Source organism: Clostridium sp. Cult2 (assembly GCF_021655075.1).
Taxonomy (GTDB): Bacteria; Bacillota; Clostridia; order Tissierellales; family Tepidimicrobiaceae; genus Schnuerera.
This window is the reverse complement of sequence record NZ_PPXX01000089.1, coordinates 1-24,958: the sequence shown is the minus strand read 5'-3', so window position 1 is coordinate 24,958 and position 24,958 is coordinate 1. Positions and strand designations below refer to the sequence as shown.

General features: G+C 31.1%; 27 protein-coding genes and 3 other annotated features. Of the genes, 7 read left to right on the top strand and 20 right to left on the bottom strand.

The window, feature by feature from the left end:
- Nucleotides 1-202: 202 nt before the first annotated feature.
- Both C3E90_RS09110 and C3E90_RS09105 read left to right on the top strand, forming a co-directional pair.
- The gene (locus C3E90_RS09110) at nt 203-406 is read left to right on the top strand and encodes an alpha/beta-type small acid-soluble spore protein (protein WP_236915327.1); all 204 of its coding nucleotides are present in this window, start codon (nt 203-205) and stop codon (nt 404-406) included.
- Nucleotides 407-495: 89 nt separating this feature from the next.
- Nucleotides 496-1,047 carry a DUF4364 family protein gene (locus tag C3E90_RS09105; RefSeq protein WP_236915326.1) on the top strand — a complete coding sequence of 184 codons (552 nt, stop codon included), beginning with the start codon at nt 496-498 and terminating at the stop codon, nt 1,045-1,047.
- Here the strand turns inward: C3E90_RS09105 and C3E90_RS09100 are convergent.
- From C3E90_RS09100 to pgsA, 5 genes are all read right to left on the bottom strand, one after another.
- Nucleotides 1,033-1,968, bottom strand: a complete 936-nt coding sequence (locus C3E90_RS09100) for a YncE family protein (protein ID WP_236915325.1) — start codon at nt 1,966-1,968, stop codon at nt 1,033-1,035. The two genes, C3E90_RS09105 and C3E90_RS09100, sit on opposite strands and share 15 nt — an antisense overlap.
- A gap of 74 nt (nt 1,969-2,042) precedes the next feature.
- A complete protein-coding gene (locus C3E90_RS09095) occupies nt 2,043-2,264 on the bottom strand; it encodes a hypothetical protein (protein ID WP_236915324.1) in 222 nt (73 codons plus the stop codon).
- A gap of 58 nt (nt 2,265-2,322) precedes the next feature.
- Nucleotides 2,323-3,618 carry a bifunctional folylpolyglutamate synthase/dihydrofolate synthase gene (locus C3E90_RS09090; protein ID WP_236915323.1) on the bottom strand — a complete coding sequence of 432 codons (1,296 nt, stop codon included), beginning with the start codon at nt 3,616-3,618 and terminating at the stop codon, nt 2,323-2,325.
- Between the two features lie 15 nt (nt 3,619-3,633).
- Nucleotides 3,634-6,282, bottom strand: coding sequence for a valine--tRNA ligase (locus C3E90_RS09085; RefSeq protein WP_236915322.1), 2,649 nt, complete (start codon nt 6,280-6,282; stop codon nt 3,634-3,636).
- A 52-nt stretch (nt 6,283-6,334) separates the two neighbouring features.
- Nucleotides 6,335-6,552: a binding site (T-box leader), on the bottom strand.
- Between the two features lie 51 nt (nt 6,553-6,603).
- Complete coding sequence (gene pgsA / locus C3E90_RS09080; RefSeq protein ID WP_236915321.1) at nt 6,604-7,140, bottom strand: CDP-diacylglycerol--glycerol-3-phosphate 3-phosphatidyltransferase; 537 nt, start codon at nt 7,138-7,140, stop codon at nt 6,604-6,606.
- Nucleotides 7,141-7,255: 115 nt separating this feature from the next.
- Here pgsA and C3E90_RS09075 point away from each other — a divergent pair, with 115 nt between their 5' ends.
- Both C3E90_RS09075 and C3E90_RS09070 read left to right on the top strand, forming a co-directional pair.
- Entirely contained in the window at nt 7,256-8,266 is a 1,011-nt protein-coding gene (locus tag C3E90_RS09075) for an ABC transporter substrate-binding protein (protein ID WP_442870572.1), read from the top strand.
- Nucleotides 8,267-8,565: 299 nt separating this feature from the next.
- The gene (locus C3E90_RS09070; protein WP_236915320.1) at nt 8,566-9,537 is read left to right on the top strand and encodes a C40 family peptidase; all 972 of its coding nucleotides are present in this window, start codon (nt 8,566-8,568) and stop codon (nt 9,535-9,537) included.
- Nucleotides 9,538-9,588: 51 nt separating this feature from the next.
- On the opposite strand, the gene trpS is transcribed toward C3E90_RS09070, so the two are convergent.
- The 14 genes from trpS to arsB form a co-directional block, all read right to left on the bottom strand.
- Nucleotides 9,589-10,581: a tryptophan--tRNA ligase gene (gene trpS, locus C3E90_RS09065; protein ID WP_236915319.1), complete on the bottom strand. Its 993-nt coding sequence runs from the start codon at nt 10,579-10,581 to the stop codon at nt 9,589-9,591.
- Between the two features lie 39 nt (nt 10,582-10,620).
- Nucleotides 10,621-10,830 (bottom strand) — a binding site (T-box leader).
- Nucleotides 10,831-10,883: 53 nt separating this feature from the next.
- A complete protein-coding gene (epsC, locus tag C3E90_RS09060) occupies nt 10,884-11,429 on the bottom strand; it encodes a serine O-acetyltransferase EpsC (protein WP_236915318.1) in 546 nt (181 codons plus the stop codon).
- A 4-nt stretch (nt 11,430-11,433) separates the two neighbouring features.
- Complete coding sequence (gene cysK / locus C3E90_RS09055) at nt 11,434-12,351, bottom strand: cysteine synthase A (RefSeq protein WP_236915317.1); 918 nt, start codon at nt 12,349-12,351, stop codon at nt 11,434-11,436.
- Nucleotides 12,352-12,433: 82 nt separating this feature from the next.
- Nucleotides 12,434-12,665: a binding site (T-box leader), on the bottom strand.
- Between the two features lie 69 nt (nt 12,666-12,734).
- On the bottom strand, nt 12,735-14,528 hold the full coding sequence (locus C3E90_RS09050; RefSeq protein WP_236915316.1) for a thioredoxin domain-containing protein: 1,794 nt from the start codon (nt 14,526-14,528) through the stop codon (nt 12,735-12,737).
- A 74-nt stretch (nt 14,529-14,602) separates the two neighbouring features.
- Nucleotides 14,603-16,276: a 2-oxoacid:acceptor oxidoreductase subunit alpha gene (locus tag C3E90_RS09045; protein WP_236915315.1), complete on the bottom strand. Its 1,674-nt coding sequence runs from the start codon at nt 16,274-16,276 to the stop codon at nt 14,603-14,605.
- A gap of 360 nt (nt 16,277-16,636) precedes the next feature.
- The gene (locus C3E90_RS09040) at nt 16,637-16,864 is read right to left on the bottom strand and encodes a thioredoxin family protein (protein ID WP_236915314.1); all 228 of its coding nucleotides are present in this window, start codon (nt 16,862-16,864) and stop codon (nt 16,637-16,639) included.
- A 14-nt stretch (nt 16,865-16,878) separates the two neighbouring features.
- Nucleotides 16,879-17,895: a permease gene (locus tag C3E90_RS09035; protein WP_236915313.1), complete on the bottom strand. Its 1,017-nt coding sequence runs from the start codon at nt 17,893-17,895 to the stop codon at nt 16,879-16,881.
- Nucleotides 17,896-17,913: 18 nt separating this feature from the next.
- Nucleotides 17,914-18,261 (bottom strand): ArsR/SmtB family transcription factor, encoded by a 348-nt coding sequence (locus C3E90_RS09030; protein ID WP_236915312.1) that lies wholly within the window; start codon nt 18,259-18,261, stop codon nt 17,914-17,916.
- A 13-nt stretch (nt 18,262-18,274) separates the two neighbouring features.
- On the bottom strand, nt 18,275-18,550 hold the full coding sequence (locus C3E90_RS13530; protein WP_336513026.1) for a GTP-binding protein: 276 nt from the start codon (nt 18,548-18,550) through the stop codon (nt 18,275-18,277).
- A 16-nt stretch (nt 18,551-18,566) separates the two neighbouring features.
- A complete protein-coding gene (locus C3E90_RS13525; protein WP_336513025.1) occupies nt 18,567-18,974 on the bottom strand; it encodes a CobW family GTP-binding protein in 408 nt (135 codons plus the stop codon).
- 184 nt (nt 18,975-19,158) lie between these two features.
- The gene (locus tag C3E90_RS09020; protein WP_236915311.1) at nt 19,159-19,563 is read right to left on the bottom strand and encodes an arsenate reductase ArsC; all 405 of its coding nucleotides are present in this window, start codon (nt 19,561-19,563) and stop codon (nt 19,159-19,161) included.
- 17 nt (nt 19,564-19,580) lie between these two features.
- Nucleotides 19,581-19,958 carry an ArsR/SmtB family transcription factor gene (locus C3E90_RS09015; RefSeq protein ID WP_236915310.1) on the bottom strand — a complete coding sequence of 126 codons (378 nt, stop codon included), beginning with the start codon at nt 19,956-19,958 and terminating at the stop codon, nt 19,581-19,583.
- A 42-nt stretch (nt 19,959-20,000) separates the two neighbouring features.
- Entirely contained in the window at nt 20,001-20,573 is a 573-nt protein-coding gene (locus C3E90_RS09010; protein ID WP_236915309.1) for a DUF2703 domain-containing protein, read from the bottom strand.
- Between the two features lie 119 nt (nt 20,574-20,692).
- Nucleotides 20,693-21,757, bottom strand: coding sequence for an ACR3 family arsenite efflux transporter (gene arsB / locus C3E90_RS09005; protein ID WP_236915308.1), 1,065 nt, complete (start codon nt 21,755-21,757; stop codon nt 20,693-20,695).
- A gap of 648 nt (nt 21,758-22,405) precedes the next feature.
- Between arsB and C3E90_RS09000 the strand changes: the two genes are divergently transcribed.
- The 3 genes from C3E90_RS09000 to C3E90_RS13335 are packed head-to-tail and all read left to right on the top strand — an operon-like array spanning nt 22,406 to nt 23,764.
- On the top strand, nt 22,406-22,711 hold the full coding sequence (locus C3E90_RS09000) for an ArsR/SmtB family transcription factor (RefSeq protein ID WP_236915307.1): 306 nt from the start codon (nt 22,406-22,408) through the stop codon (nt 22,709-22,711).
- Nucleotides 22,695-23,618: a permease gene (locus C3E90_RS08995; RefSeq protein WP_236915306.1), complete on the top strand. Its 924-nt coding sequence runs from the start codon at nt 22,695-22,697 to the stop codon at nt 23,616-23,618. The genes C3E90_RS09000 and C3E90_RS08995 overlap by 17 nt, the downstream gene beginning before the upstream one ends.
- A gap of 14 nt (nt 23,619-23,632) precedes the next feature.
- Nucleotides 23,633-23,764, top strand: coding sequence for a hypothetical protein (locus C3E90_RS13335; RefSeq protein ID WP_272879109.1), 132 nt, complete (start codon nt 23,633-23,635; stop codon nt 23,762-23,764).
- Nucleotides 23,765-24,103: 339 nt separating this feature from the next.
- On the opposite strand, the gene C3E90_RS08990 is transcribed toward C3E90_RS13335, so the two are convergent.
- A complete protein-coding gene (locus C3E90_RS08990) occupies nt 24,104-24,952 on the bottom strand; it encodes a 2-oxoacid:ferredoxin oxidoreductase subunit beta (RefSeq protein WP_236915328.1) in 849 nt (282 codons plus the stop codon).
- Nucleotides 24,953-24,958 lie beyond the last annotated feature (6 nt).

The window sequence follows — 24,958 nt, the reverse complement described above, 5'->3', positions numbered from 1 at the left end:
AAAATAAAATTATTATTTTATTAATATTATTTTCCCTAGAAATATATGATTAATTCTTAGTAATTCTTTACATATAATTAAAAATCAAAATTTTATTGTTTTTCAATAATTTCTTTCTAATTTTTACAAGGATATTTTAAATAAAAAAAGGTTATATTATTAGTACAACGACTTAAATATGTTGTTGTAAGGAGGAGGAAAAATGGCTAATAATAATAAAATATTAGTCCCAGAAGCAAGGCAAGCTCTAGAACAATTGAAATTAGAAATAGCTAGTGAATTAGGATTGAGTAATTACAATAGTATAGATAAAGGTGAGTTGCCATCTAGGGTAAATGGATATGTAGGTGGTTATATGGTAAAGAAACTAGTAGAGACTGCCCAAAATCAAATGGCAAATAAGTAACTTATCAAAAGAGGTAAGTGGAATTCCACTTACCTCTTTATTATGATATAATTTAATATAATTATATTATATTTGAAGAGGTGTCCAATATGTTTATTGAAAATACTGAAGAGCTGGCTCAAAATAAGCTGCTCTTGTTATATATAATTGACAAATCTGAAAAACCATTGACTAATGACAAAATTACTGAGTTTGTATTAAAAAACAATTATATGAATTATTTTCTAATACAACAATATTTGTCTGAATTAGTGAAATCCAATTTTATAGAATATCTAGCTGAAGAAGACACAAAGGTATACCACATATTGGATAAAGGGAAAGCAACTTTATCCTACTTTGAAGATAGAATCCATCGAAATATTAAAGAAGAAATCACAAATGAATTCATTAAAATAAAAGAAAATGAAATAAAAGCAACTCAAGTATTATGTGAATATTTTCAAAAAGATGATAGCCAATTTATGGTTAATTTAAAGCTTGTGGAAAATGATTCAACTCTATTTAGTCTCTATATCAATGTAGCTACTGCTAAACAAGCAGAAAAAATCTGTGATACTTGGAAAAACAATACTGAAAACATTTACAAAAATGTATTAAATATGCTAGTTGATGAAGAAATAACTTCAATAGAAGATTAATATTCCATTGGGTTCTCTCCCCACTTTAATGTTTTTAATTATTCTATTTTCATTTATATCAAATAAGGTTAGCATATTGGTTGAAATGTTAGAAATGAATAGGGTATTTTCTCCATTCCATTCTAGTTTATTAGGCATGCCTTTTAAATAGGTCTTGCTTAATAAATTTCTTCCTCTTATATCCATTCGATATATATAACCATTTTCCATACTTGTAATGAAAATAATTTCCCTATTATTGATTTTTAGCATATTACTAAAAATTCCTTCAAGTTGAGTATTGCTTTCTTCCTTATAGGTTTCTAAATTGATAATAGATATATTACTATTATTATCTAATCCATTATTTACATTAGATAGAATATAAATATGATTTTCAAAGAGGGTAATCTTGATAGGATTGTTACATAATTTGATAATGCTATGATTATTTTCCTTTAAACTTATAACGTCTATACTATATCCATTGCTATTTGCTACATAAATATTCATATTTATTTCATCTATTTCTATATATGTAGGTTTCTCACCTACTGGAATATTTTCAACTAAAGAAAAACTTTCTTCATCTATAATGGATATGGAATTAGAATCTGTATTGGTTACATAGAGATGTTTGTCGAAATATTTTATACAAGTTGGATAGCTGCCTACAGCTAAAATATCTATTATTTTATTGTTATTTAAATCCATTTTAAAAACCGAGTTGTCGTAAACATTGGTACAATAAATATAACCATGACCATTGGAAACAATATCATAGGGACCAATTAAATATCCTTCTAGCCTGATAGTTCTTCTAGTATTATGGCTAGCAATTTTCAATAGATCTATTGTTTCTTTATTTTTATCATCAAAATCAATAAAGGTCAATGTATCGTCTCCAGTGTTTGCAACTAACACTTTTCCCCTTAATATCAATTTCTCACCTCCATCCACCATATATAAGTTAATCTATGCTTGTAAGTGGGTTAAGGTGATAAAAATCTATTTAATTATTTGGTAAAAATTCTTTTAGCTAACAAGGGTTTCTTTATGGATAAATTTCTTCTTTTGACTTCAATTATCAATTGATTTACTAAAGACGCTTTTCTTTCATATTCATAAGAATCACAAAAATTAGACAAGATTTTTAATTTTTCCATTTCATCTAAAGTAAAATTAATTAGTTGGTCATTTGTTAAATTTTTGTAGGAAAATAATTTTACTTTATTCATAAAAAAAACCTCCTATAGAATCTATAAATATGTTTATTCTATAGGAAGGTTACATATACTATTTATTTTCTAACAAAATTTTTCTTACATCTCCTATTAGGTATAGGGAACCACCAAATACAATTAAGTCTCTATCTTCTGCTAATTGACAACTTTTTTCTATGGCTTTTCTTATATCCTTCTCTATATGAGTATTTCTATTGTATTTGTTTATTATTTTTTCTAAATCTACTGCTTCCATTTTTCTAGGCATATCTACTTCAGTAATAACAATTTCATCTGCTAAGGATACTAATTCCTCAACTATATGTTCTACATCTTTATCTTTAAGTATTGCTATTCCAAGTATTAACCTATTGTATTGGAAACTTTTTATACTTTCTGCTAAAATCTTTGCTCCTTGATGGTTATGGGCCCCATCGATTAAGAATGTAGGATTTCTCTTTATTATTTCAAGTCTTCCTGGCCATTTGGTCTTTCTAAGGCCTTCTCTAATCTGTTCATCTGTTAGATGAAATAAGCCTTTGTCCCTCATAACCAACATTGTCATCAACGCTAAAGTAGCATTATATATTTGATGTTTTCCTATTAAACTAATCTCAATATCCTTATAAATTTGATTATTATATTTAAAATTGAAAACTCCCCCATCTTGGCCTAAATAAGTTATTTCTACATTTTCCATTGGACAAAGGATTAATTCTGCCTTCTTTTCTAAAGATACTTCTTTTATTACCTTAAAAGCTTCTTCTTCTTGAGGATAGGATATTACTAAGCCATTCTCTTTTATGATACCAGCTTTTTCGTAAGCAATTTTTCCTAGAGTATCTCCTAGTACATCTATATGATCATAATCTATTGTGGTTATAACGGAAGCATAAGAATTCTTGATAATATTTGTGGAATCAGACCTACCTCCTAAACCTACTTCTAATACTATATAATCCACATTTTCTTCTTTAAAATATACAAAGGCTATAGTAGTCACTATTTCAAAGGTGGTGGGATGCTCATATCCTTCTTTAAGCATTATTTCTATTTTTTCCTTAATCCTTTCCGTTATTTCTGCCAACCGTTGGTCAGGAATATCTTCCCCATTGATAGATATTCTCTCGTTAAACCTTTCTAAATAGGGTGAAATGAAGAAACCTACCCTATAACCTGCTTCCTTTAATATGGTAGCCATATATGCAGATGTAGAACCTTTACCATTGGTTCCAGCCACATGGATGTATTTCATATCTAAATGTGGATTTCCAAGTAAGCCCAATAGCTTTCCTATAGTATCTAATCCCAATCTAGAACCAAATTTATTTTTATCATTTATATAATTAATAGCCTCTACGTAGTTCATACCCTTTCCTCACCTTTATTTATTGGATTTTATGCTTTCTAGTCTTTCTAGTACTTTATTCATCATATCTTCGTATTTCTTTTGTTTCTCTCTTTCCTTTGCTACTACATGTTCTGGTGCCTTTTGAATAAATCCTTCATTTGAAAGTTTTCCTTTAACCCTTTTAAGTTCTCCTTCTAATTTTTCTTTCTCTTTTTCTAATCTTTCTATTTCCTTATCAAAATCTATTAAATCTTTTAATGGAATAAACACTTCACATCTATTCAATACTACGGATATATTTTCATCACCAAGATTGGATTTGTCTTTTTCAATTTTAATATCTTCTCCACTGGCTAAGTTAATAAAGTATCTTTTGCCATAGTTTATCATATCTTCAATCTTATCATCCTTAGTAACAAATATTAGGGTAGCTTTTCGAGAAGGTGCTATATTCATCTCCTGTCTTGCATTTCTTATACCCTTAATAGCTTCCATTATAAAAGCCATTCTTTTTTCTGCTTCTAGGTTTATGTCTTCCTCATTACAGATTGGCCAATGACTTGCAATTAATGCATCTTCCCTTTCAGGTAAATGTCTCCAAATTTCTTCTGTAATAAAGGGCATAAATGGATGTAATAATTTTAATGTCTTTTCTAATATGTGAAGTAGCACCTTTTGGGCTGTTTCCTTGCTTTCTTCATTGTCCCCATATAATCTAGGTTTAACCATTTCAATATACCAGTCACAATATTCATCCCAAATAAATTCTTGAATTTTTTGAGCTGCCATTCCAATTTCATATCTATTAAGATTTGATGTAACTTCTTCTATGATTCTATTTATGCGGGACAATATCCATTTGTCTTCTTCTTCTAAATTATTTCTATCTATTTTTTCTAATGCTATTTTTTCATCTAGGTTCATCAATACAAATCTAGTAGCATTCCATAATTTATTTGCAAAGTTTCTATTGGCTTCCACTCTTTCCATATAGAATCTCATATCATTTCCTGGTGTATTCCCAGTAATTAAAGTAAATCTCAATGCATCCGCTCCATATTCACGAATAACATCTAATGGGTCTATACCATTTCCTAAGGATTTACTCATCTTTCTACCTTCTGCATCTCTTATTAATCCTGTTAAAAATACATCTTTAAAGGGTACTTCTCCTGTTTGTTCTAGGCTTGAGAAAACCATTCTAACTACCCAGAAGAATATGATATCATACCCAGTTACCAATGTATCCGTTGGGAAAAAGTAATCTAAGTCCTCAGTTTTCTCTGGCCACCCTAATGTTGAGAAAGGCCATAAGGCTGATGAAAACCAGGTGTCTAATGTATCTGGGTCTTGATATATATTAGTACTACCACATTTAGTACATTTAATTGGTTTATTTTTAGAAACCATTATTTCATTACAATCTTCACAATAATATACAGGTAATCTATGTCCCCACCATAACTGTCTAGAAATACACCAGTCTCTAATATCTTCTAGCCAGTGGGTATATATTTTCCCAAATCTATCAGGTATAAAGTTTAACTTCCCATCATTATAAGCATCTAGAGCTGGTTTTGCTAAAGGCTCCATCTTTACAAACCATTGTTTGGATATTAAAGGTTCTACTACTGTCTTGCATCTTTCACAATGGCCTATACTATTATCGTGGTCTTTTATTTCAACTAGATAATCTTCTGCTTTTAAATCCTCTACTATTCTTTTTCTTGCCTCATATCTATCCAGTCCATTATATTTTTCACCATTTTCATTTATGGTTCCATCTTCATTAAGTATTATACATTGACCTAATCCATGCCTTTCTCCTACTTCAAAGTCATTAGGGTCATGGGAAGGGGTTATCTTTACCGCTCCAGTACCAAATTCCATTTCTACATAGTCATCTTCTATTATTGGTATTTCCCTATTTAGCAAGGGCAAAATAGCAGTTTTTCCTACTAGATTTTTGTATCTATCATCTTTAGGATTTACAGCAATAGCTAAGTCTCCTAGTATTGTTTCTGGCCTTGTTGTAGCTATGGTTATATATCCATCTTCATCCTTAATAGGATATCTTATATGCCAAATGTAGCCCATTGAATCCTCATGGTCTACCTCTGCATCGGATATGGCTGTTCTACAGTTTGGACACCAGTTGATAATCCTGTCTCCTCTGTATATTAAACCTTTCTCGTATAGTCTAATAAATACTTCCTCTACTGCATTGCTTAAACCTTCATCTAAAGTAAATCGTTCTCTACTCCAATCGCAGGATGCTCCAAGTTTTTTTAATTGATTATTTATATTTCCACCATGTTTTCTAGTCCATTCCCAAGCTTCTTCTAGAAAACCTTCTCGACCTAATTCTTCCTTACTCTTTCCTTCAGAGGTTATTTTTTCTACTACTTTAGCTTCTGTAGAAATACTGGCATGATCTGTTCCTGGCAGCCATAGAGCTTCATAACCCTCCATTCTCTTCCATCTAATAAGTATATCTTGTAAGGTATATAATGCATGGCCCATATGAAGATTTCCTGTAACATTTGGTGGTGGCATCATAATGGTATAGGGCTTTTTGTTTTTATCTACTTTAGCTTTAAAATATCCCTTTTCATTCCAAAATTCATATAATCTATCTTCAAAATCTTTGGGATTATAGGTTTTAGGTAAATTCTCTATCATTTTAACTCCTCCTCTTTTTTTCAATTGACATAACAAAACCCTTCATCCTTATATAAAGGACGAAGGGTAAAATCGCGGTACCACCTTAATTCCATAATAAATATTATGGCTCTCAAAATTTATAACGGATTAGCCGTTCTAGCTTACTTGTTTTCAGCTGGAATACTTAGAAGCTACCTTCAGTAATCATTGCCTACAAAAGCCTTTCAGCCCATGGACTTTTTTCTCTGTATAGGATAATTACTTACTCCTCTTCCTCATCGTAATATATAGAATTGTTAGAGAATATTATACAAATAATATTGAACTTTGTCAACTTTATCAAATATAGTTTTTGCTATCTTTAGATAAGTAGATAGCTAGATAGTTTATAAAGGCTAATATATTTAATATAACGGTAGTTAATATCAATAACTTTGTAAAATTAGGATTGGGAAATTTAAATACTATGGAAAGTATTGCAGCATAAAAAGAAACCGTTGCTATTTTCCCATACTTGTTGGAGGGAAGGACTTTATTATCTTTTAATAGATAGAGTACAAATCCCCCTATAATCATCAATACTTCCTTAGCCCCAATTATTATTAAAACCCAAGAGGGTATAAGTTTGGCTGTAGTAAAACTTATGAGTACAGCAAAAGTCATCAATTTATCTGCTAAAGGATCTAAGGCAGCTCCCACTTTAGTTATTAAATCATATTTCCGTGCTATATAACCATCTAGTACATCCGATATTCCAGCTATTATAAATACTATACCTGCATATAATAGGTGACTTTCCTTTGCTGAATAAAATAGTAATAAATATATTGGCACTAATATGATTCTTAGTATAGTTAACATATTAGGAATATTCATAATATAACCTCATTTCAATAATCTATTATTTTGTTAGTAACCAAAAATAATAATTAGAATATTATATCTATATAAGACCACTTATTATTCTTATAATATTATAGGAGGGATATATTTGTCAAAGGTTTTTAAATTAATTTCCTTAATTTTGATGGTTGTAATATTACTAGCAATGGGTTTAACAGGATGTAAAAAAGATGAACTGAGAAAAGTTAGACTTATTGAAGTTACACACTCCCTGTTTTATACACCCCAATATGTTGCAATAACCCAAGGATTTTTTGAAGAAGAAGGAATTAAAATTGAACTTACAGATGGCAAAGGAGCAGATAAATGTATGACAGCATTGTTAAGTGGAGAAGCGGATGTTGCATTCATGGGACCTGAAGCTTCGGTATATGTATACAATCAAGGTAGAGGTGACTATGCAATAAACTTTGCCCAATTAACTCAAAGAGATGGTTCTTTCCTTGTAGCAAGAGAACCAGATCCAAATTTTACTTTTAATAAACTTATAGGAAAAGAAGTTCTCGGTGGTAGAAAAGGTGGAATGCCTTTCATGACTTTAGAATATGTAGTTAAGAAACACGGCCTTACTCCAGGTAAAGATGTTGATTTAAGAACAGATATCCAATTCGATGTTTTAGCTGGTGCCTTTGTAGGTGGCGAAGGAGATTATGTTGCACTATTTGAACCAGTTGCTGCTACTTTAGAAAAAGAAGGTAAGGGCTATGTGGTCGCTTCCATTGGTAGGGAAGGAGGGTATATACCTTATACATGTTATTGTACAACGAAGAGTATAATAGAAAAAGAACCTGAGTTAGTACAAAAGTTTACTAATGCCATATATAAAGGGATGATATGGGTGCAAAACCATACCTCTGAAGAAATTGCAAAGGCAGTGAAACCACAATTTCCAGATACAGATGATGAGGTTTTAATAGCATTGATTGATAGATATAGAGAACAGGATAGTTGGAAACCGGATTTAATCATTACAGAAGAAGGACTAAACCATATGATGGTTATTATGGAATTAGCTGGTGAATTAGAAAAAAGAGCGGATTATGAAAAGATAGTAACAACTAAATTTGCAGAAAAAGCCATGGAGAACATCAAAAAATAAAATATTATAAAATAATCTTAAACTTATTTATTTCTTCAACCTGAAGGTTGTGGAGAGTCTTTATAAAAGATTCTTCACGATCTTCAGAATGAAATAATTCTTCTCCAATGCATAAAAGGAATAATAAAAAGATGATAGAACAAAATAGACTATAATAGCCATCTTGGACAGTTGCATTTATAATTGGGCAAAAATGTTTACAAAATAGTTACAATTTCTCTTTATTTATTATCAAATTTATTATATACTAATAATAATTACAATTAATATTACAAATGGAAAAAAGGAGTTGTTCTTTGATGACTAATAGTAATCCTTTGAAAAAGACCTTATTAACTATTACCGTAGCTAGCACTCTAATAATAAATCCAATATTTGTACAAGCTGATTTAGGAGATCAAATATTAAAAATGGGGATGGAACATGAGGATGTTAAAGTTCTTCAACAACACCTTGTAAACTTAAATCATTTAGACCTAGATGAAACCACTACATATTACGGAGATTTAACCGTTGAAGCTGTAAGGAGTTTCCAAAGTTCTCAAGGGCTAAATCCAGATGGCTCTTTTGGTCCTGATACCTTTGAGGCATTAAAGAAGGTAATAGAATTAGAACCCTTAGTATATGAACGATTATTAAAGGAAGGATTAGATGGTGAAGATATAAAAGCTCTTCAAGAAAGGCTTAAAATATTAGGATTTCTGGATATAGATGAATGTACTACATATTTTGGTTCACAAACCAAAGAAGCTCTTAAGAGTTTCCAAAATTTATATGGCATTAAAGTAGATGGCACAGCTGGAGCTGAAACCATTGAAGCCATAAATGAGGCATTAAAGGGTAATAAACGAAGAGTCAAACCCTTTAGCAGTAGAGGAAGTTCTACAATTAGCGATTTAGGAATAAAAATTATAAATACAGCTAAAAAATATATTGGCACACCTTATCGTTATGGTGGTACTAGTTCTAAAGGCTTTGATTGTTCGGGGTTTACTCAGTTTGTGTTTAAACAAAATGGAATCACCATACCTCGTACATCTATAGATCAAGCTGGCGCAGGTGAAAAAATAAGTAAAGAAAATTTACGAATAGGAGACTTGGTTATCTTCCATGGTACATATAGAAAAGGCCCAAGTCATGCGGGTATATATATAGGAGATGGCAACTTTATCCATTCCAGTTCTACTAGAAGTAGAGGAGTTATTATATCCAATCTTAGCTCTGGTTATTATAGCAACCACTTCCACTCCGGTAGAAGAGTATTTAAATAAATAATTGGGACTGTTTTGAACGATTGTCTATTCAAACAGTCCCTTATCTTATTATCCTTGAATAAATCCTACTTTTCTATATACTTTTCGTAAAGTTTTAGTAGCTACATAATTAGCCTTCCCTGCTCCTTCTTTATATACCTTTTCTAGATAGTCCTTGTTTTTCATCAAATCATCATATTTTTCTTGAACTGGAGATAAACCTTCAACAACTACCTCAGCTACATCTTCTTTAAACTTTCCGTAGCCAACTCCTTCATATTTGTTTTCAATTCGTTCTATAGATTCTCCTGTAAATACACTATATATATTCATTAGATTTTTAATCCCTAATTGTTCATTATTGTATTTTACCTCTCCTATAGAGTCTGTTACTGCTCTTTTGATTTTTCTTCTAATATCATCTGGTTTTTCTAATATTAAAATATATCCATTTTCATTTTCATCAGATTTGGACATTTTGCTCCCTGGGTCTTGGAGACTCATTATTTTAGCCCCTTCTTTTTTTATCAAAGGTTCTGGTACTTTGAAGGTAGGGCTATATCTATTATTAAATCTTTCTGCCAAATCCCTTGCTAATTCTAGATGTTGCTTTTGGTCTTCTCCTACTGGGACTAAATCCGTTTGGTATAATAAAATATCTGCAGCCATCAATACTGGATAGGTAAATAGACCTGCATTTAAATTTTCTTCAGATTTTTTAGATTTCTCTTTAAACTGAGTCATCCTACTTAATTGTCCCATATAGGAAATGCTATTAAGTACCCATGTTAGTTCTGGATGGGCAGGTACATGGGATTGGATGAATATGGTGGACTTTTCTGGGTCTAATCCACTAGCTAAGTATATAGCCAATACCTCTAAAGTATTCTTCCTTAAATTCTTTGGCACTTGAGGTACTGTAATAGCATGTAAATCTACTATGGAAAAATAACAATCATATTCATCTTGTAATGATATCCAGTTCTTTATAGCTCCTATATAGTTTCCTATGGTAAGTCCTCCTGATGGTTGGACACCACTAAATACAACTTTTCTCTCCATTTATATACCTCCTAAATAAAAAATCCCCTTCATCTCTACATAAGAGACGAAAGGGTTACTTCCGTGGTACCACTCTAATTGGCTTATAGCCCACTTTAATCTATTAAGGGTGATTAACCCTAATATCCTACTAAAGTTTCAGATACTAACTCTCAAGTCCATTCAATATAATAGTACCACCAGGCTTCCACCATCCCCGATTCGCTTTTGACCTTTATTATATCTACTACTCTTGATTATGGTTAAATATTTATCTGTTATTTTCATTATACACATTTTTATATAAAAGTAAACTATTTTGATCAAATTACATACATTAAATAATCATCTTTATTATATTTCACAACTCTTCCAGGCATACCTACTACTGTAGTATGAGGAGGTACATCCTTTAGGACAACTGCATTAGCTCCTATTTTTGCTCCTTTGCCTATGGTTATAGGACCTAATATTTTGGCCCCAGCTCCTATCATTACATCGTCTTCCACAGTAGGATGACGCTTTTTCCCTGGCTCTCCTCCAATACCTCCTAAAGTGACTCCATGGTACATGGTTACATTGTTTCCCACTTCTGCTGTTTCACCAATTACTACTCCCATTCCATGATCAATGAATAGATTTCTTCCTATCTTTGCTCCAGGATGAATTTCTATTCCAGTAATCCTTCTTGCCCTTTGAGATATAATTCTGGATAAAGTATATCTTTTCTTCTTATATAGTCTATGAGCTAATTTATAGTAAATCAGCGCCTTTAAACTTGGGTAACATAGTATTGCCTCCATTAAGTTTTTAGCTGCTGGATCTTTTTCCAATATGTTTTTTGCTTCTTCTTTAATAAATCTAATCATAATATCACTCTCCACTAAATAGTTCTGTCGAAAGATATCTTTCTCCCGTATCAGGTAAAACCGTTACAACCTTTTTACCTTTACCCAATTTTTCAGCAATAATCAATGCAGCATGAATATTTGCCCCTGAAGATATGCCACAAAATATACCCTCTTCTTTCCCAATATTCCTAGTTTGCAAAAATGCCTCTTCATCTTCAACTTTTATTATTTCATCTATTATATTTATGTCCAATATATCTGGTATAAAATTAGCTCCTATCCCTTGAATTCCATGACTACTTGGTTTTCCACCAGATAAAATTGGGGATTTGCCAGGCTCTACTGCAAAGATTAAGGTATTTGGATTTGCCTCCTTTAATCTTTTCCCTACTCCAGTTATAGTTCCTCCTGTGCCTACTCCTGCTACAAAGGCATCTACTTCTCCTTCTATACCCTCCAATATCTCTACACCTGTAGTTTCATAGTGGGCTATTACATTGTTAATATTCCCAAATTGGTCTGGTAAAAAGTATCCCTCTTTAGAAGCTAGATTTTTAGCCAATTCTACTGAACCTGCCATTCCATATTTTCCATCTGTAAGTATTAAGTCTGCCCCATAAGCTTTCATAAGTTTTCTTCTTTCCATACTCATAGTGTCAGGCATTACTATAATTACTTTATAACCCTTTGCTGCGCCTATCATAGCAAGAGCAATTCCTGTATTACCGCTAGTTGGTTCTATAATGGTACTGCCTTTTTTTAGTATACCCTTTTGCTCTGCATCTTTAACCATATATAGGGCAGGTCTATCCTTTATGCTACCACCTGGATTGAAAGATTCTACTTTTACAAATATATCCGCCATATTGGCTTTTATCATATTATTTAATTTAACTAAAGGTGTTCTTCCAATAGTATTATTAATATTGTAATATTCCATTTTATCTCCCCCTAATAAATTTGATTTATATTATTGATTATTGTATAAATAAAAAAACCTTTCACCTCTTGTATAATAAATATACAGAGGCAAAAGGTAACTTTCGCGGTTCCACTCTGTTTGGGATTAAATCCCATCTCTTCGAGTACTAACATACTCTAGTTCTGTAACGGGAACAACCGTTTAAGTCTACTTGAATTTCGACTAAAAACTCCTTGGTGCACTTCAAATATATTTGTATAGATTCCTTCCACCAATTGGAATCCTCTCTGTAATACTATATATATTCTACTTTACCAAGTCATAGTTTTTAAAAATTTCTATTTATAAAATATTATATTACAGTATAGCATAATTGTTCATAATAGTAAATATATATTTTTTTATATAGCAAAAGAAGTAAATGCTAATATAGAATAAATATGAGCTGTTGGGTTCTTATTTATACTGTCTCCAATGGTATACAAAGTTTCGTTGAATTTTTTATATACTTCTTCATCTTTTGTTATACTGGATAGCTTTTGAAAACTAAGAGCCGCAAAGGAATTACCAGAGGGTATTGCACCATCATAAAAATCCTTTGGCCTTAAAATTAATTGTTCTGATATATGGCTATAATAAAAGAATCCTCCATCCTTCTCATCCCAAAAGAATTTTATCATATCATCCTTTAACTTTTTACTAATCTCTAGATATGCTTCCTTTTTAGTTACTTGGTATAGAGTTAATAATCCATATATGAAAAAGGCATAGTCTTCTAAAAATCCATAATTATAACTTTTCCCATCTATATGAGTGGATAATAAATATTTTTTTTCATCTATTGAATTAGATATTATAAAATCTGCTGCTTCTTTTGCTTTTTTTATATATAGATTCTTATTCAACACCTTGCCTCCATAGGCTAAAGAAGCTATCATAAGTCCATTCCAGGAAGTAAGAATCTTTTCATCTCTATGAGGTTTCACCCTTTTATCTCTATAGGATAGAATCATATCTCTCATGCTATCCAATTTATTCATATCTAATTCACTTATATCATCTAAGTCCTTTTCAATTAAATTAGGAATATTCTTTCCCTCAAAGTTTCCTTCTTTTGTTATATCATAATAACTACAATAATACTTACCAAAATCTTCCCCTAATAGATTTATTATTTCATCATATTCAAATACATAGTATTTCCCTTCTTCACCTTCTGTTTCTGCATCTAAAGCAGAATAAAAACCCCCTTCTTCTGAAACCATATCCCTTAAGACAAACTCAAATATTTTATCTCCAATTTCTTTATATAAAGGATTTTTGGTGATTTCATAGGCCCTAATATAGGTCATGGCTAATAGAGCATTATCGTACAACATCTTTTCAAAATGAGGAACTAACCATTTTGCATCTACAGAATATCTATAGAATCCAAACCCTATATGGTCGAATATTCCTCCTTTATACATATTATCTAAAGTATTCTTTGCCATATTCAATGCTTTTTGATTATTTATATTATAGCCATATTCCAAGGAAAAGAGTATATACTGAGGTAATGGGAATTTAGGTCTAAGGGAGAAGCCTCCATTTATATTGTCGTAGTTGTTTTCTAGTTCTTCCATAGTTGTTTTTAATATATCTTCATGAATACTCCCTTTAGAATATCTATTATATCTTAGGTCTACTTCTTTTAATATATAATCACTTTCGCTAATTATATCTTCTTTTCTTTCTTTCCAAGTATCCTTAATTTTCATTAATAAATCTATTAGCCCAGTAAGTCCTCTTTTAGACCTTTTTGGAAAATAGGTTCCAGCAAAAAAGGGCTTTCTATCAGGTGTCAATAACAGGGTAAGAGGCCAACCAGCACTCCCTGTTAAAGCTTCAGCAAAGGTTATATATACCTTATCTATATCTGGCCTTTCCTCCCTATCCACTTTTATAGGCACATAGTATTCATTTAATATACTAGCCACTTCTTCATCTTGGAAGGACTCCCTATTCATATTATGACACCATCTACAGGTAGAATAACCTATAGATAAAAATATAGGTTTATCTTCTTCTTTGGCTTTTTGAAAGGCTTCTTCTCCCCAAGGATACCAGTTAATAGGATTATAGGCGTGTTGAAGTAAGTAGGGGGATTTTTCATAGATTAATTTATTTGGATTCTTTATATTTTTTTCATTCATTAAACCAAACCCTTTCTAAAATATCATTATATATATTCTACCCATAGACTTAGGCTATATTCCCCAACCTTTGGTTATTTTAATACTTCCTCTTTAATCCTTCTATAGAGTTCATCACCATTAAAAGGCCTTCCATCGTATTTAAGTATTTTATGACTGGATTCATAAGGTGTTTCTTCTCTTATTAAACTATCTAGTTGAGCTGTAGCATTTTGTTCAATATCGATTATTCTATTGGCAGTTTTACCAAAAATTAATAGTCTTTTTGTTGGAAAGGGCCATATATCTCCAAATATTAAAGCTCCTATGGATATTCCTTCTCCTCTCAATCTATCTATTATTTCCTGGACTACTCCGTAGGTAGAACCCCAACATACTATTAAATTCTCTGGCCTTTCATCTCCTATATGCCAAGGTTCTTCTACTTCTTCTTTTAGTCCTTCAAATTTTTTTAAACGTTTATTTACCATTTTGGTTCTAATCCTTGGGTCTTCTGTAATATGCCCCAATTCATCATGTTCATGACTATCCACAAGGACTACTTGTCCTGGTATTTTCCCTGGAATTATCCTAGGGGATACGCCGTTTTCTGTGAATTTATAGGGTTTATATTCTTCATCTTTTATCTTTTCTTCTCCAAAAATATGTCTTTCTATTTTAATCTTACTGAAATCAAAGGGTTTTATTGTCTGGGTATAATCCGCTAGGTATAGATCTGTTAATAGTATTACCGGTATCTGATATTTATCAGCTATATTAAAAGCCCTAGCTGTTTGATAGAAGGCATCTTCTGGGTTTCTTAAAGCTATAACCATTCTAGGAAATTCTCCATGACCTGCATGAATCATAAATCTAAGATCTCCTTGTTCAGTCCTAGTGGACATACCTGTAGCTGGCCCTGACCTTTGAGCATTTACCAATACCACCGGTAATTCAATGATGCCAGATAGACTCAATGCCTCCACCATTAAAGCTACTCCACCCCCTGAAGAACCAGTCATGGCTCTTACACCTGCATAGGAAGCTCCTAATACCATATTAAGGGCTGCTACCTCATCCTCTATCTGTTCTACCATTATTCCCATTTCCTCTGATTTAGAGGAGAAATAGGATAATATACTAGTGGAAGGAGTCATAGGATAACCACAATAGAATTTACATCCCGCTGACATGGCTCCTAAGGCTAAGGCTTCATTACCGTTTATTATTATTTTATCATCTTCTAATAATTCTAATCTATGTCTTTCCTCTATGGCCTCATATCCTGCCCTTAAGGCTTCAATATTTATCTGGGCTATCTTTTCAGGGAATAGATTCTTTATTAACTCTTCTGGGATATTAATTGGTAATCCAAAGTATTTAATAATGGCACCTAAACCTATGGTATTATAGACTCTTGGGTTATTTATTTCCTTTAATATTTTCTTCAAAGGTAGATGGATTACCTTTTCTCCTTTTCCAATTTCCTCATCACAGATTAGTACTCCCTTGTTATTCAACATATTACTATGAATTTCTGCAGTTTCTTCATTTAATGGGAATACTAAATCTATCCCTTCTGTATATGTAAAAATAGGTTTGTCTGAAAATCTAGTTTGGATAAAATTATGGCCACCTCTGACTCTAGACATATAGTCTCTATAGGTGAACACATAAAACCCACAACGTTTTAAAGTTTTTTCTAATAGATGGGCAAAGGTATCCATACCTTGTCCTGCTGCACCACCTACTAAAATGGTATAATCCAATTAAAACCCTCCTTTTCAATAATTCTTTATCCAACAGAACAAAAATTCCTATGTATGTTATACCCTAGTAAGTTATTAATTAACTCTTCTTGCAATCTCATCTTTATCTACCCAAAACTCTACAGCTAATCCTGCTAAATAAGCAGCTCCTAATGCAATTGAGGTTAGTCAATTAATTATTTTATCATATAAATATAATCAAGAAATGTTTCCCTTGTCAACACATTTATTCATGTCTAATATTTTAGATACATAGTATGTTTTTATAGTTTCTAGAAATCTTTCATTTCTATAGTATAATTTTAATCAATGTCAAATATTTAAACCCCTATAATTATAGGGGTTTAAATTATATACATTTTACAAATATTTTTTTATTTCTTCTGCTGATAACACTTTACCTGCTGCTACAACTTTATCATCAATTACAAGAGCAGGTGTCTGCATAACACCATATTTTATAATTTTCTTAAAATCAGTAACTTTCTCTATAGATGCATCAATTTTAAGCTCTTCTATTGCTTTTTTTGTATTTTCCTCTAATTTACCACATTTACTACATCCAGTACCTAAAATTTTAATTACCATTTTAATTCCTCCTTTTACATAAATAGAAATGATAAAGCATTAAATGAATATCCCATAATTATTATTCCTATTGCTACAATAGCTATAAATGTTGCTAATAGTTTTGGTTTTACTACCTTGCTTAGCATTACTAAGGAAGGTAGTGATAATGTGGTTACTCCCATCATAAAAGCTAATACTGTACCAATTCCTACACCTTTTGCAACTAAAGCCTCTGCTATTGGAATGGTTCCAAATATATCTGCGTATATTGGTATCCCAATAAATGTAGCAATTAAAACTGAAAACGGATTATTTTGACCTAAGATTTTTTCTATAATTGATTGTGGAATCCAATTATGAATAGCTGCTCCGACTCCAACTCCGAGTAAAACATATATCCAAACTTTATTAAATATATCTTTAACTTGGTCTATAGAAAAGTCTATTCTATCTTTACGGGTCATTTCTCCAGATTCTATATCAATATTTTGAGCTCCCCATACAAAACCCTCAATATACTTTTCCATACCTAATTTTTGAATAATAGTTCCACCTATAACTGCAATTATCAGCCCTACGACTACATAGGTTACAGATGTACTAACCTTAAAGAATGACATTAGTAATAGCAAAGAAGCCAAATCAACCATAGGTGAAGATATTAAGAAAGAAAATGTAACCCCTAATGGCAATCCTGCTGATGTAAATCCAATAAAAATTGGAATGCTAGAGCAGCTACAAAATGGTGTTACTGTACCTAATAATGCTCCTAATATATTTCCTTTTATACCTTTAAATTTTCCAAGTGTTTTCTTAGTTTTTTCTGGTGGAAAGTAGCTTTGGATATAGGAAATCATGAATATCAATACAGCTAATAATATGAAAATTTTTATAACATCATAGATAAAAAAGTGAACACTTCCTCCTATCTTACTTTCCATAGAGAGACCAAATACTCTCTCAACTAAAACCTCTACTAATTTCCAAAGCCATTCCATTTTCAAAAGTTGAGCGTTTAACCAACTAAATATTGTTGATATAATATTCATTAAAATCACCACCTATTTTTATTTATTCATACTTGTTAGCTCAATATACTTTTCTGCAGCTTTACTCTTTTCTATATCAGATTTTAGAATTGGATAATCTTCTACATTAGGAACTATTTTTTTAAGTATATCTTCAAATAATTTATCTTTAATATTTAATGAATAATAAGAATATTGTTCTCTCTTCTCATCCTTTACTAATCCCATATCTCTCAGTCTAGCTAAGTGTTTTGATATATTAGGTTGAAATATTCCTGTCATCCCAGTTATCTGACATACACAAAACTCATTATGGTATAGAAGTACCATTATCCTTAGCCTAGTTTCATCTGAAAGTAGTTTAAAATAATTGATTAGCCTCTCCATTTTTTCACTCCTTTTATCTTAGCTTCATCTCCTTACCCACTACTCCTTCCCAAGCATTAAATATTGGTCTAATTATTTGAGGACCTATCTTAGATATTATTACTAGCTCAGATATATTTTCACCTTTATCAGTTGGTTTAAAGTCTATTATTTTATTAACAACATCTACTTGACTCCATCCATCTTCCAGCTTATAGAAACCCTTTATTCTATAGCTATCTTTTTTAATAATATCTAAAAACTGAGTAAGCTTTTCTTTAGTTAATTCTCCATCATAGGTTAAGGTCAAAGTCTTTGGTTTATTTTCAAGAGTATTGGTAGTTTACTCCATCAACTATACAAATTGCTCCACTATAATCATATACATCTCCTTTAGCAACTTTTACAGCTTCTAGAAATTCTCCTATATTAGATGGGTCAGCAAGCCCTGAGCTTTCGACAAAAACATATTCCATATTTCTATCTGCCATCTCTGTCAAAGCGGATACAAAAGAAAGCTGTAAGCAAGAACAGAATATTGAGCCCCTATTTAATTCTACAAGCTCCATTCCTTCTTTTTCAATTATAGTTCCATCTATTCCCACTTTGCCAAATTCATTCATTATCACTGCTACTTTATTTTCTGATAAATCTTCTAGTACATTGGTAAGAAAAGTTGTTTTTCCTGCACCTAAGAAACCTGTAAGTAAATATAGTTTTGTTTTATTTGTCATAGTCTATATATCTCCTTGTTGTTTTTATATAATATCCCTATATACTCATATGCCTATATGGTCATGTGTGTATAATAACTCTTTTCCTTATATTTGTCAACAACTTAACATTAAAAATATTGAATTATTTATAGAAAATTTCATATAAAAAAGATCAACCTTCGCTGACCTTTTTAGATTATAGTTATATTTCCTTATTTTTTATTCTTTCTGCTAAATCTTTTACTTTTTTCTCAATTATTCTAGCTGTTTTAATAAATTCTTCATCATCTTTTCCTGTAGGGTCATCTAAACCCCAGTCTTCTTGATGCTTAGAAGGTAAAAATGGGCAAACAACATTACAGCCCATTTTTATAACTATATCAACTTCTGGAATATCTGTTAGTAACTTAGGTTCCTGGGTTTCATTCATATTAATACCATATATACCTTTTATTATTCTCACTGCATCTTGATTGATTTCAGGCTTAGTTTCTGTCCCTGCTGAATATGAGTCGAAAATATCTGAGGCGAATAATTTACCTAATGCTTCTGCCATCTGAGACCTACATGAATTGTGAACACATATAAATGCCACTTTTGGTTTCATCTTGTTCCCTCCATAAACTATTCCTTAAAGTTTTTCAAAAAATAACCTTCCTTAAGTTCATCACAAGAAAGACCACTTTTCTTATATTTTTTCAATCTATCATAGTCCTTTCGATACAAATCATACTTTATAGTATGTTCTTCTATAATTTCTTTAATAAATGGATATTCTCTTATTCCATCTTTATCTATTTTATAATACACATAATTCCCAACCTTATAATTATCTAGTATTTTTGCATTGGTGAGCCTGTTTAAATGTCGGGAGGCATTTGATTGTGTTATATCAAGTACTGCTTCAATTTCACATACACATAATTCTTCATCTTTTAATATATTTAGTATCCTCATTCGGGTTTCATCAGCAAGGGCTTTCATAACCTGTATTAAATCCATTAATATCACCTCCCTATTCTTCAGAAGTTTTTATATAATTTGCTATTCGTTATTTAGATTCTTGTTTTTATCAATAGATTCAAAAAACCTCTCCAAGTTTTCGGATAATTGATATGTTTCTTCCTTATACACATTATTTAAAGATGTTTCGCTATCACTATATACTTCACTAAGAATAGCGTCAATAATCATTGCTTTTGGTGGAGCATTATATTCCTTCCCTTTATATACCCATACCCGGCAATCAATAGTATCACCACATAAATCACCACAAGACTCACAAAGGGATTCTTTAACCTCCATTTGTATATCCTTTCCATTAACCCGTATGGTAGGTGAACTAATAAACTTGTGTTGTATTGCCATTTCTTTACTCTCAATATGAATTTTATTTACCATTACCTCTGCACCTGTTAGTTGAAGTACCCCTGCTATATCTTCAATGGCTTCATCAAGACCTTCATCTGTTCCCTGACATCGAGTACAGATATCCAGGTCTAAATATAAAAAGTCAATGATTATTTTTTTGCTTTCCTCAACTTGACTTATATTTACATCTCCACAGCATCCTGTATTACATGCACATTTATTATTTTGTGGCTGACAACAATCCATAAATACTACCTCCTTATTATCATATAAATGTATTTACTCTTATTTATATAGTATTTTATGTAATTTTTCTTGCCAATTTTTTATAATATAAGAAGTTAGAAATTACTGACCTCTTATTATTATCCCTCTTTTGGAAACCATCCTTTTGTTCTATTTGCTATTCCTACTAAAGCTAACATAATAGGAACTTCAGTTAGTACGCCAACTACTGTGGCCAATGCAGCTCCAGATTTTAAACCAAATAGTGAGATAGCAACAGCAACAGCTAATTCAAAAAAATTACTTGCACCAATCATACCTGCTGGAGCAGCAATGCTATGAGGTAACTTCCATAATCTTGCCCATCCGTATGCGATAGTAAATATGAAGAAAGTTTGGATGGTTAATGGTATTGCTATTAATATTATGTGAAGAGGGTTATTAAGAATTATCTCTCCCTGGAAGGAGAAAATAATAATTAAAGTAAGAAGTAACCCTATTATAGTAATATTATCAAATTTTTTCAAAAACTCATTTTCAAAATACTCAATACCCCGATTTTTAATGACTGATTTCCTTGTTAAATATCCTGCAGTTAAAGGTATAACCACAAAAAGTATAGTTGATAATATCAATGTTCCATAGGGTACAGTTACATCACTTATTCCTAATAAAAATGCTACTATAGGTGTAAAAGCAAATAATATAATCAAATCATTTATGGCTACCTGAATAAGAGTATAAGCAGGGTCACCATTAGTTAGATGACTCCACACGAATACCATAGCAGTACAAGGTGCTGCCCCAAGTAATACTGCTCCAGCTAAGTATTCTGTAGCTAGATTTCCTGGTATAAATGCTTTGAATACAATTTTTAAAAAGAATGATGCAATTAAATACATTGTAAAAGGCTTAATAAGCCAATTTGTTACGCAGGTAACAATAAGTCCCTTGGGTTTCTTAGTTGTATCCACAATGCTAGAAAAATCAACTTTTAACATCATTGGATAAATCATAAGCCATATTAGTATAGCAACGGGTATAGAAACATTGTAATACTCAAATTTGCTTAGTGTTTTAGGAATTGATGGTATATATTTCCCAATAAGTATACCTACTATAATACATAATGCAACCCATATAGTAAGATACTTTTGGAAAACTCCTAAACCTTGGTTACCTAACTTAGTATTATTATTTTTCATAATTATACGCCTCCTAACATTTTAAAGTTTTTATTTTTTATTTAGGTTTCCATATTAAAAATTACTTACTTAGTTCTTCGTTAATCTTATCCCAAATTATACCATTAGATATTCCACCATAAAAACATGCTCTTTTAAATTAATAGCAGTTAGAGTAAGCCATAGGAAGTTTTAAAAGTTCTAATATGTAGCCTATAGGTGCAATATCAAATATAATCATAAACATTATCTTTTTGAATAAATCTATATTATTTAAATTTTCCATAAACAGTATTATTGATTAATAGTTTATTTATATCTATGTTTAATTCTCTTGCAAAAATTTTTCTGTTGCTTCAAAATCTTTCCCTGTTTTTTATTCCTTCATGATGAAAACTATTAACAGCTATTTTCCCATCTTTTATATAAAATTTTTGCACGTTTGTTTTATTTTTTTACTCCGTAATAAATCTATTGCTTACTAACTATATGACTATATCCGTTTATACTCATATACTATAACTTTAATTTTTAATTGTCAATCCTTATCTAAAATTTTTTAAATATAATTGACTAAATTGGAAAATGTCTATAATATAATAATAGATATATCAATTATTTTTGATATATAAACCAAATATTTTTGATGTTTAAGAAGGAGGGATAGAATTGTTAAGTAACTATGCTAAACTTTTTAATGCTATGGCTGATGAATTTCGCATTAAAATCCTTTTATATCTATATGTAAACGATGACAGGTGTGTTTGCGATATAGGTGATTATTTTGATATCGGTCAGTCTAGCATTTCCTACCACCTTAAAATATTGTATGAAGCAGATATCATTAATAAAAGACAAGTTGCTGTATGGAATTACTACTCATTGAACCAAAATAGTGAAGCTTATAAATTGTTGGAAAATATCTTAAAAAATATAAATATGAAGGAGTGGATACATAATGTTTCAAATGAGTAGCTTAAAAGAAGTAGGAAAAATGTTTTTATTTCTTATGGGGGAATTATTGTTACTTTTTATTGGAATTAGCTTCCTTGTAGCTTTAATTCAAATTTACTTATCAAAAGACAAAATTAAAAGAATACTTACTACTCCTAGAAAAGGTCTAAATAGTATATTAGGAGCTGTTCTAGGAGCTGTAACACCTTTTTGTTCCTGTTCTACTGTCCCTATTTTAGTAGGACTCTTAAAAAGTGGTGCCCCTTTTTCAGGAACTATATCATTCCTATTAACATCACCTATATTAAATCCTGCAATTATAGCATTGCTTTTAACATTTTTTGGCCTTAAAGCAACCATTATCTACACCGCTTTTACTTTTATATTTGCAGTTATTGTTGGATTGTTACTTGATAAGTTTGGTTTTGAAAAGGAAGTTAAGAATGTAAGTATTAAAGGCGAACAAAGTGGTGAAATAGTTTATGAAAATCTTGAAGGCACATTTTTAGAAAAAAATATAGCAGCTTTTAAATACGCCTTTTTTGAATCTTTAGTTCTATTTAAACAAGTATTTTTATACTTACTTCTTGGTGCTGGTATAGGCTCATTCATATATGAATTTGTTCCTGAAGATCTACTATCTAACTTTGCTGGAAAATCAAATATATTATCAGTACCTATTGCTGCTTTGATTGGCATTCCTATGTATATAAGGACAGAAACAATGATACCTATTGCAAGGATACTTATTGATAAAGGGGTAGGCTATGGGACAATGGTAGCACTTATTATAGGTGGTGCTGGTGCAAGTATTCCAGAGCTTTCGTTATTAGGCTCTATATTTAAAAAGAATATGATGATTGCATTTGTTCTTTCCATATTTACTGTAGCAATCATTACAGGATATGTGTTTAACATAATTATGTAGTAGGAGGTGATAATATGGCTAAAAAAAAGAATTCAGTTTTTTCTAAAATTTTAAAACCTAAAAAATCATCCTGTTGTTCTATGGAAATTATTGAAGAACCATGTAAGGAAAAAGATGAAGGGGAAACAAAAAAGGAAAAAGATTAGTTTTATAATTTAAAAGAAAACAGCACTACTATTTTGATACTTTCTAAAAACAATAACGTTATGAAAATTAAAAGCTTCCATAGATGATTATACTACTATGGAAGCTTTTAAAATGGTAACACTTACTGATAATTACATTGATTGTTTATATTCTAAACTCTAATAAAAACTTATGTCAGTAAAATAAGTTATTTAACATCTATGAGCTCAACCTTTAATAATTTATGCAATCAACCAAAGTATGCTATCATCAAATTGATTCCTTAATGGCAAACTTTTGACAATGCTCACTTAAGAACCTTGGAAGACTCACATAAAAGGATAGCCTAGGCTATCCTTTTACATGAATTCTTTAAGAAGTTTTTCTGCCTCCATTGGGTCCAACTCTCTATCTACAAGAGGTGGTCCCTCCTTTATAAACGGAAACTTGTCTTCATAGGTTTCTTTTTCAACTTTATATAGAATGCCAATAGGTATTTTATCTCCAAATTCCATAGCTTTTTTGAAAGCTGCTTCTTTGTCAGTATAATCATAATCCTCTGGTAAATGGTAAGTCTTTTCTTTATACCATGCGAAGGTATTTACCTTGTTCCATACTACACAGGGTTGGAATATATCCACCAAAGCATAGCCTTTATAATTGATAGCTTCTTTCATTATCTCTACTAAATGGGGAATATCTCCAGAAAATCCTCTAGCCACAAAGCCTGCTCCCATGGTTAAGGCTAAAGCCAAAGGTTGCAAAGGCTCTACCTTTACCCCATCAAATTGTAAAGTGGTTTTCTGTCCTATAGAAGTAGTAGGAGAAGCTTGCCCCTTAGTTAATCCATATATCTGGTTATCGTGGACAAAATGGGCAATATCTATATTTCTCCTTATGGTGTGGATGAAATGATTCCCTCCTTCACCGTATGTATCCCCGTCTCCTGATTCAACTATTACCTTTAAATCCTTATTGGCCATTTTCATTCCTATAGCTGGTGGTAATGCTCGACCATGAAGGCCATTAAACCCATTAACCTTTATATAATGGGGCATTTTTGCAGCCTGACCTATTCCAGATGAAATAACTACTTCATGGGGAGCTAATCCTAATTCTTCTAAAGCTTGTTTAAGGGCTGTTCTTATCATATAGTTTCCACATCCAGGACACCAGGATGGTTCATAAAGTTTATATTCATTAACCATTATAAT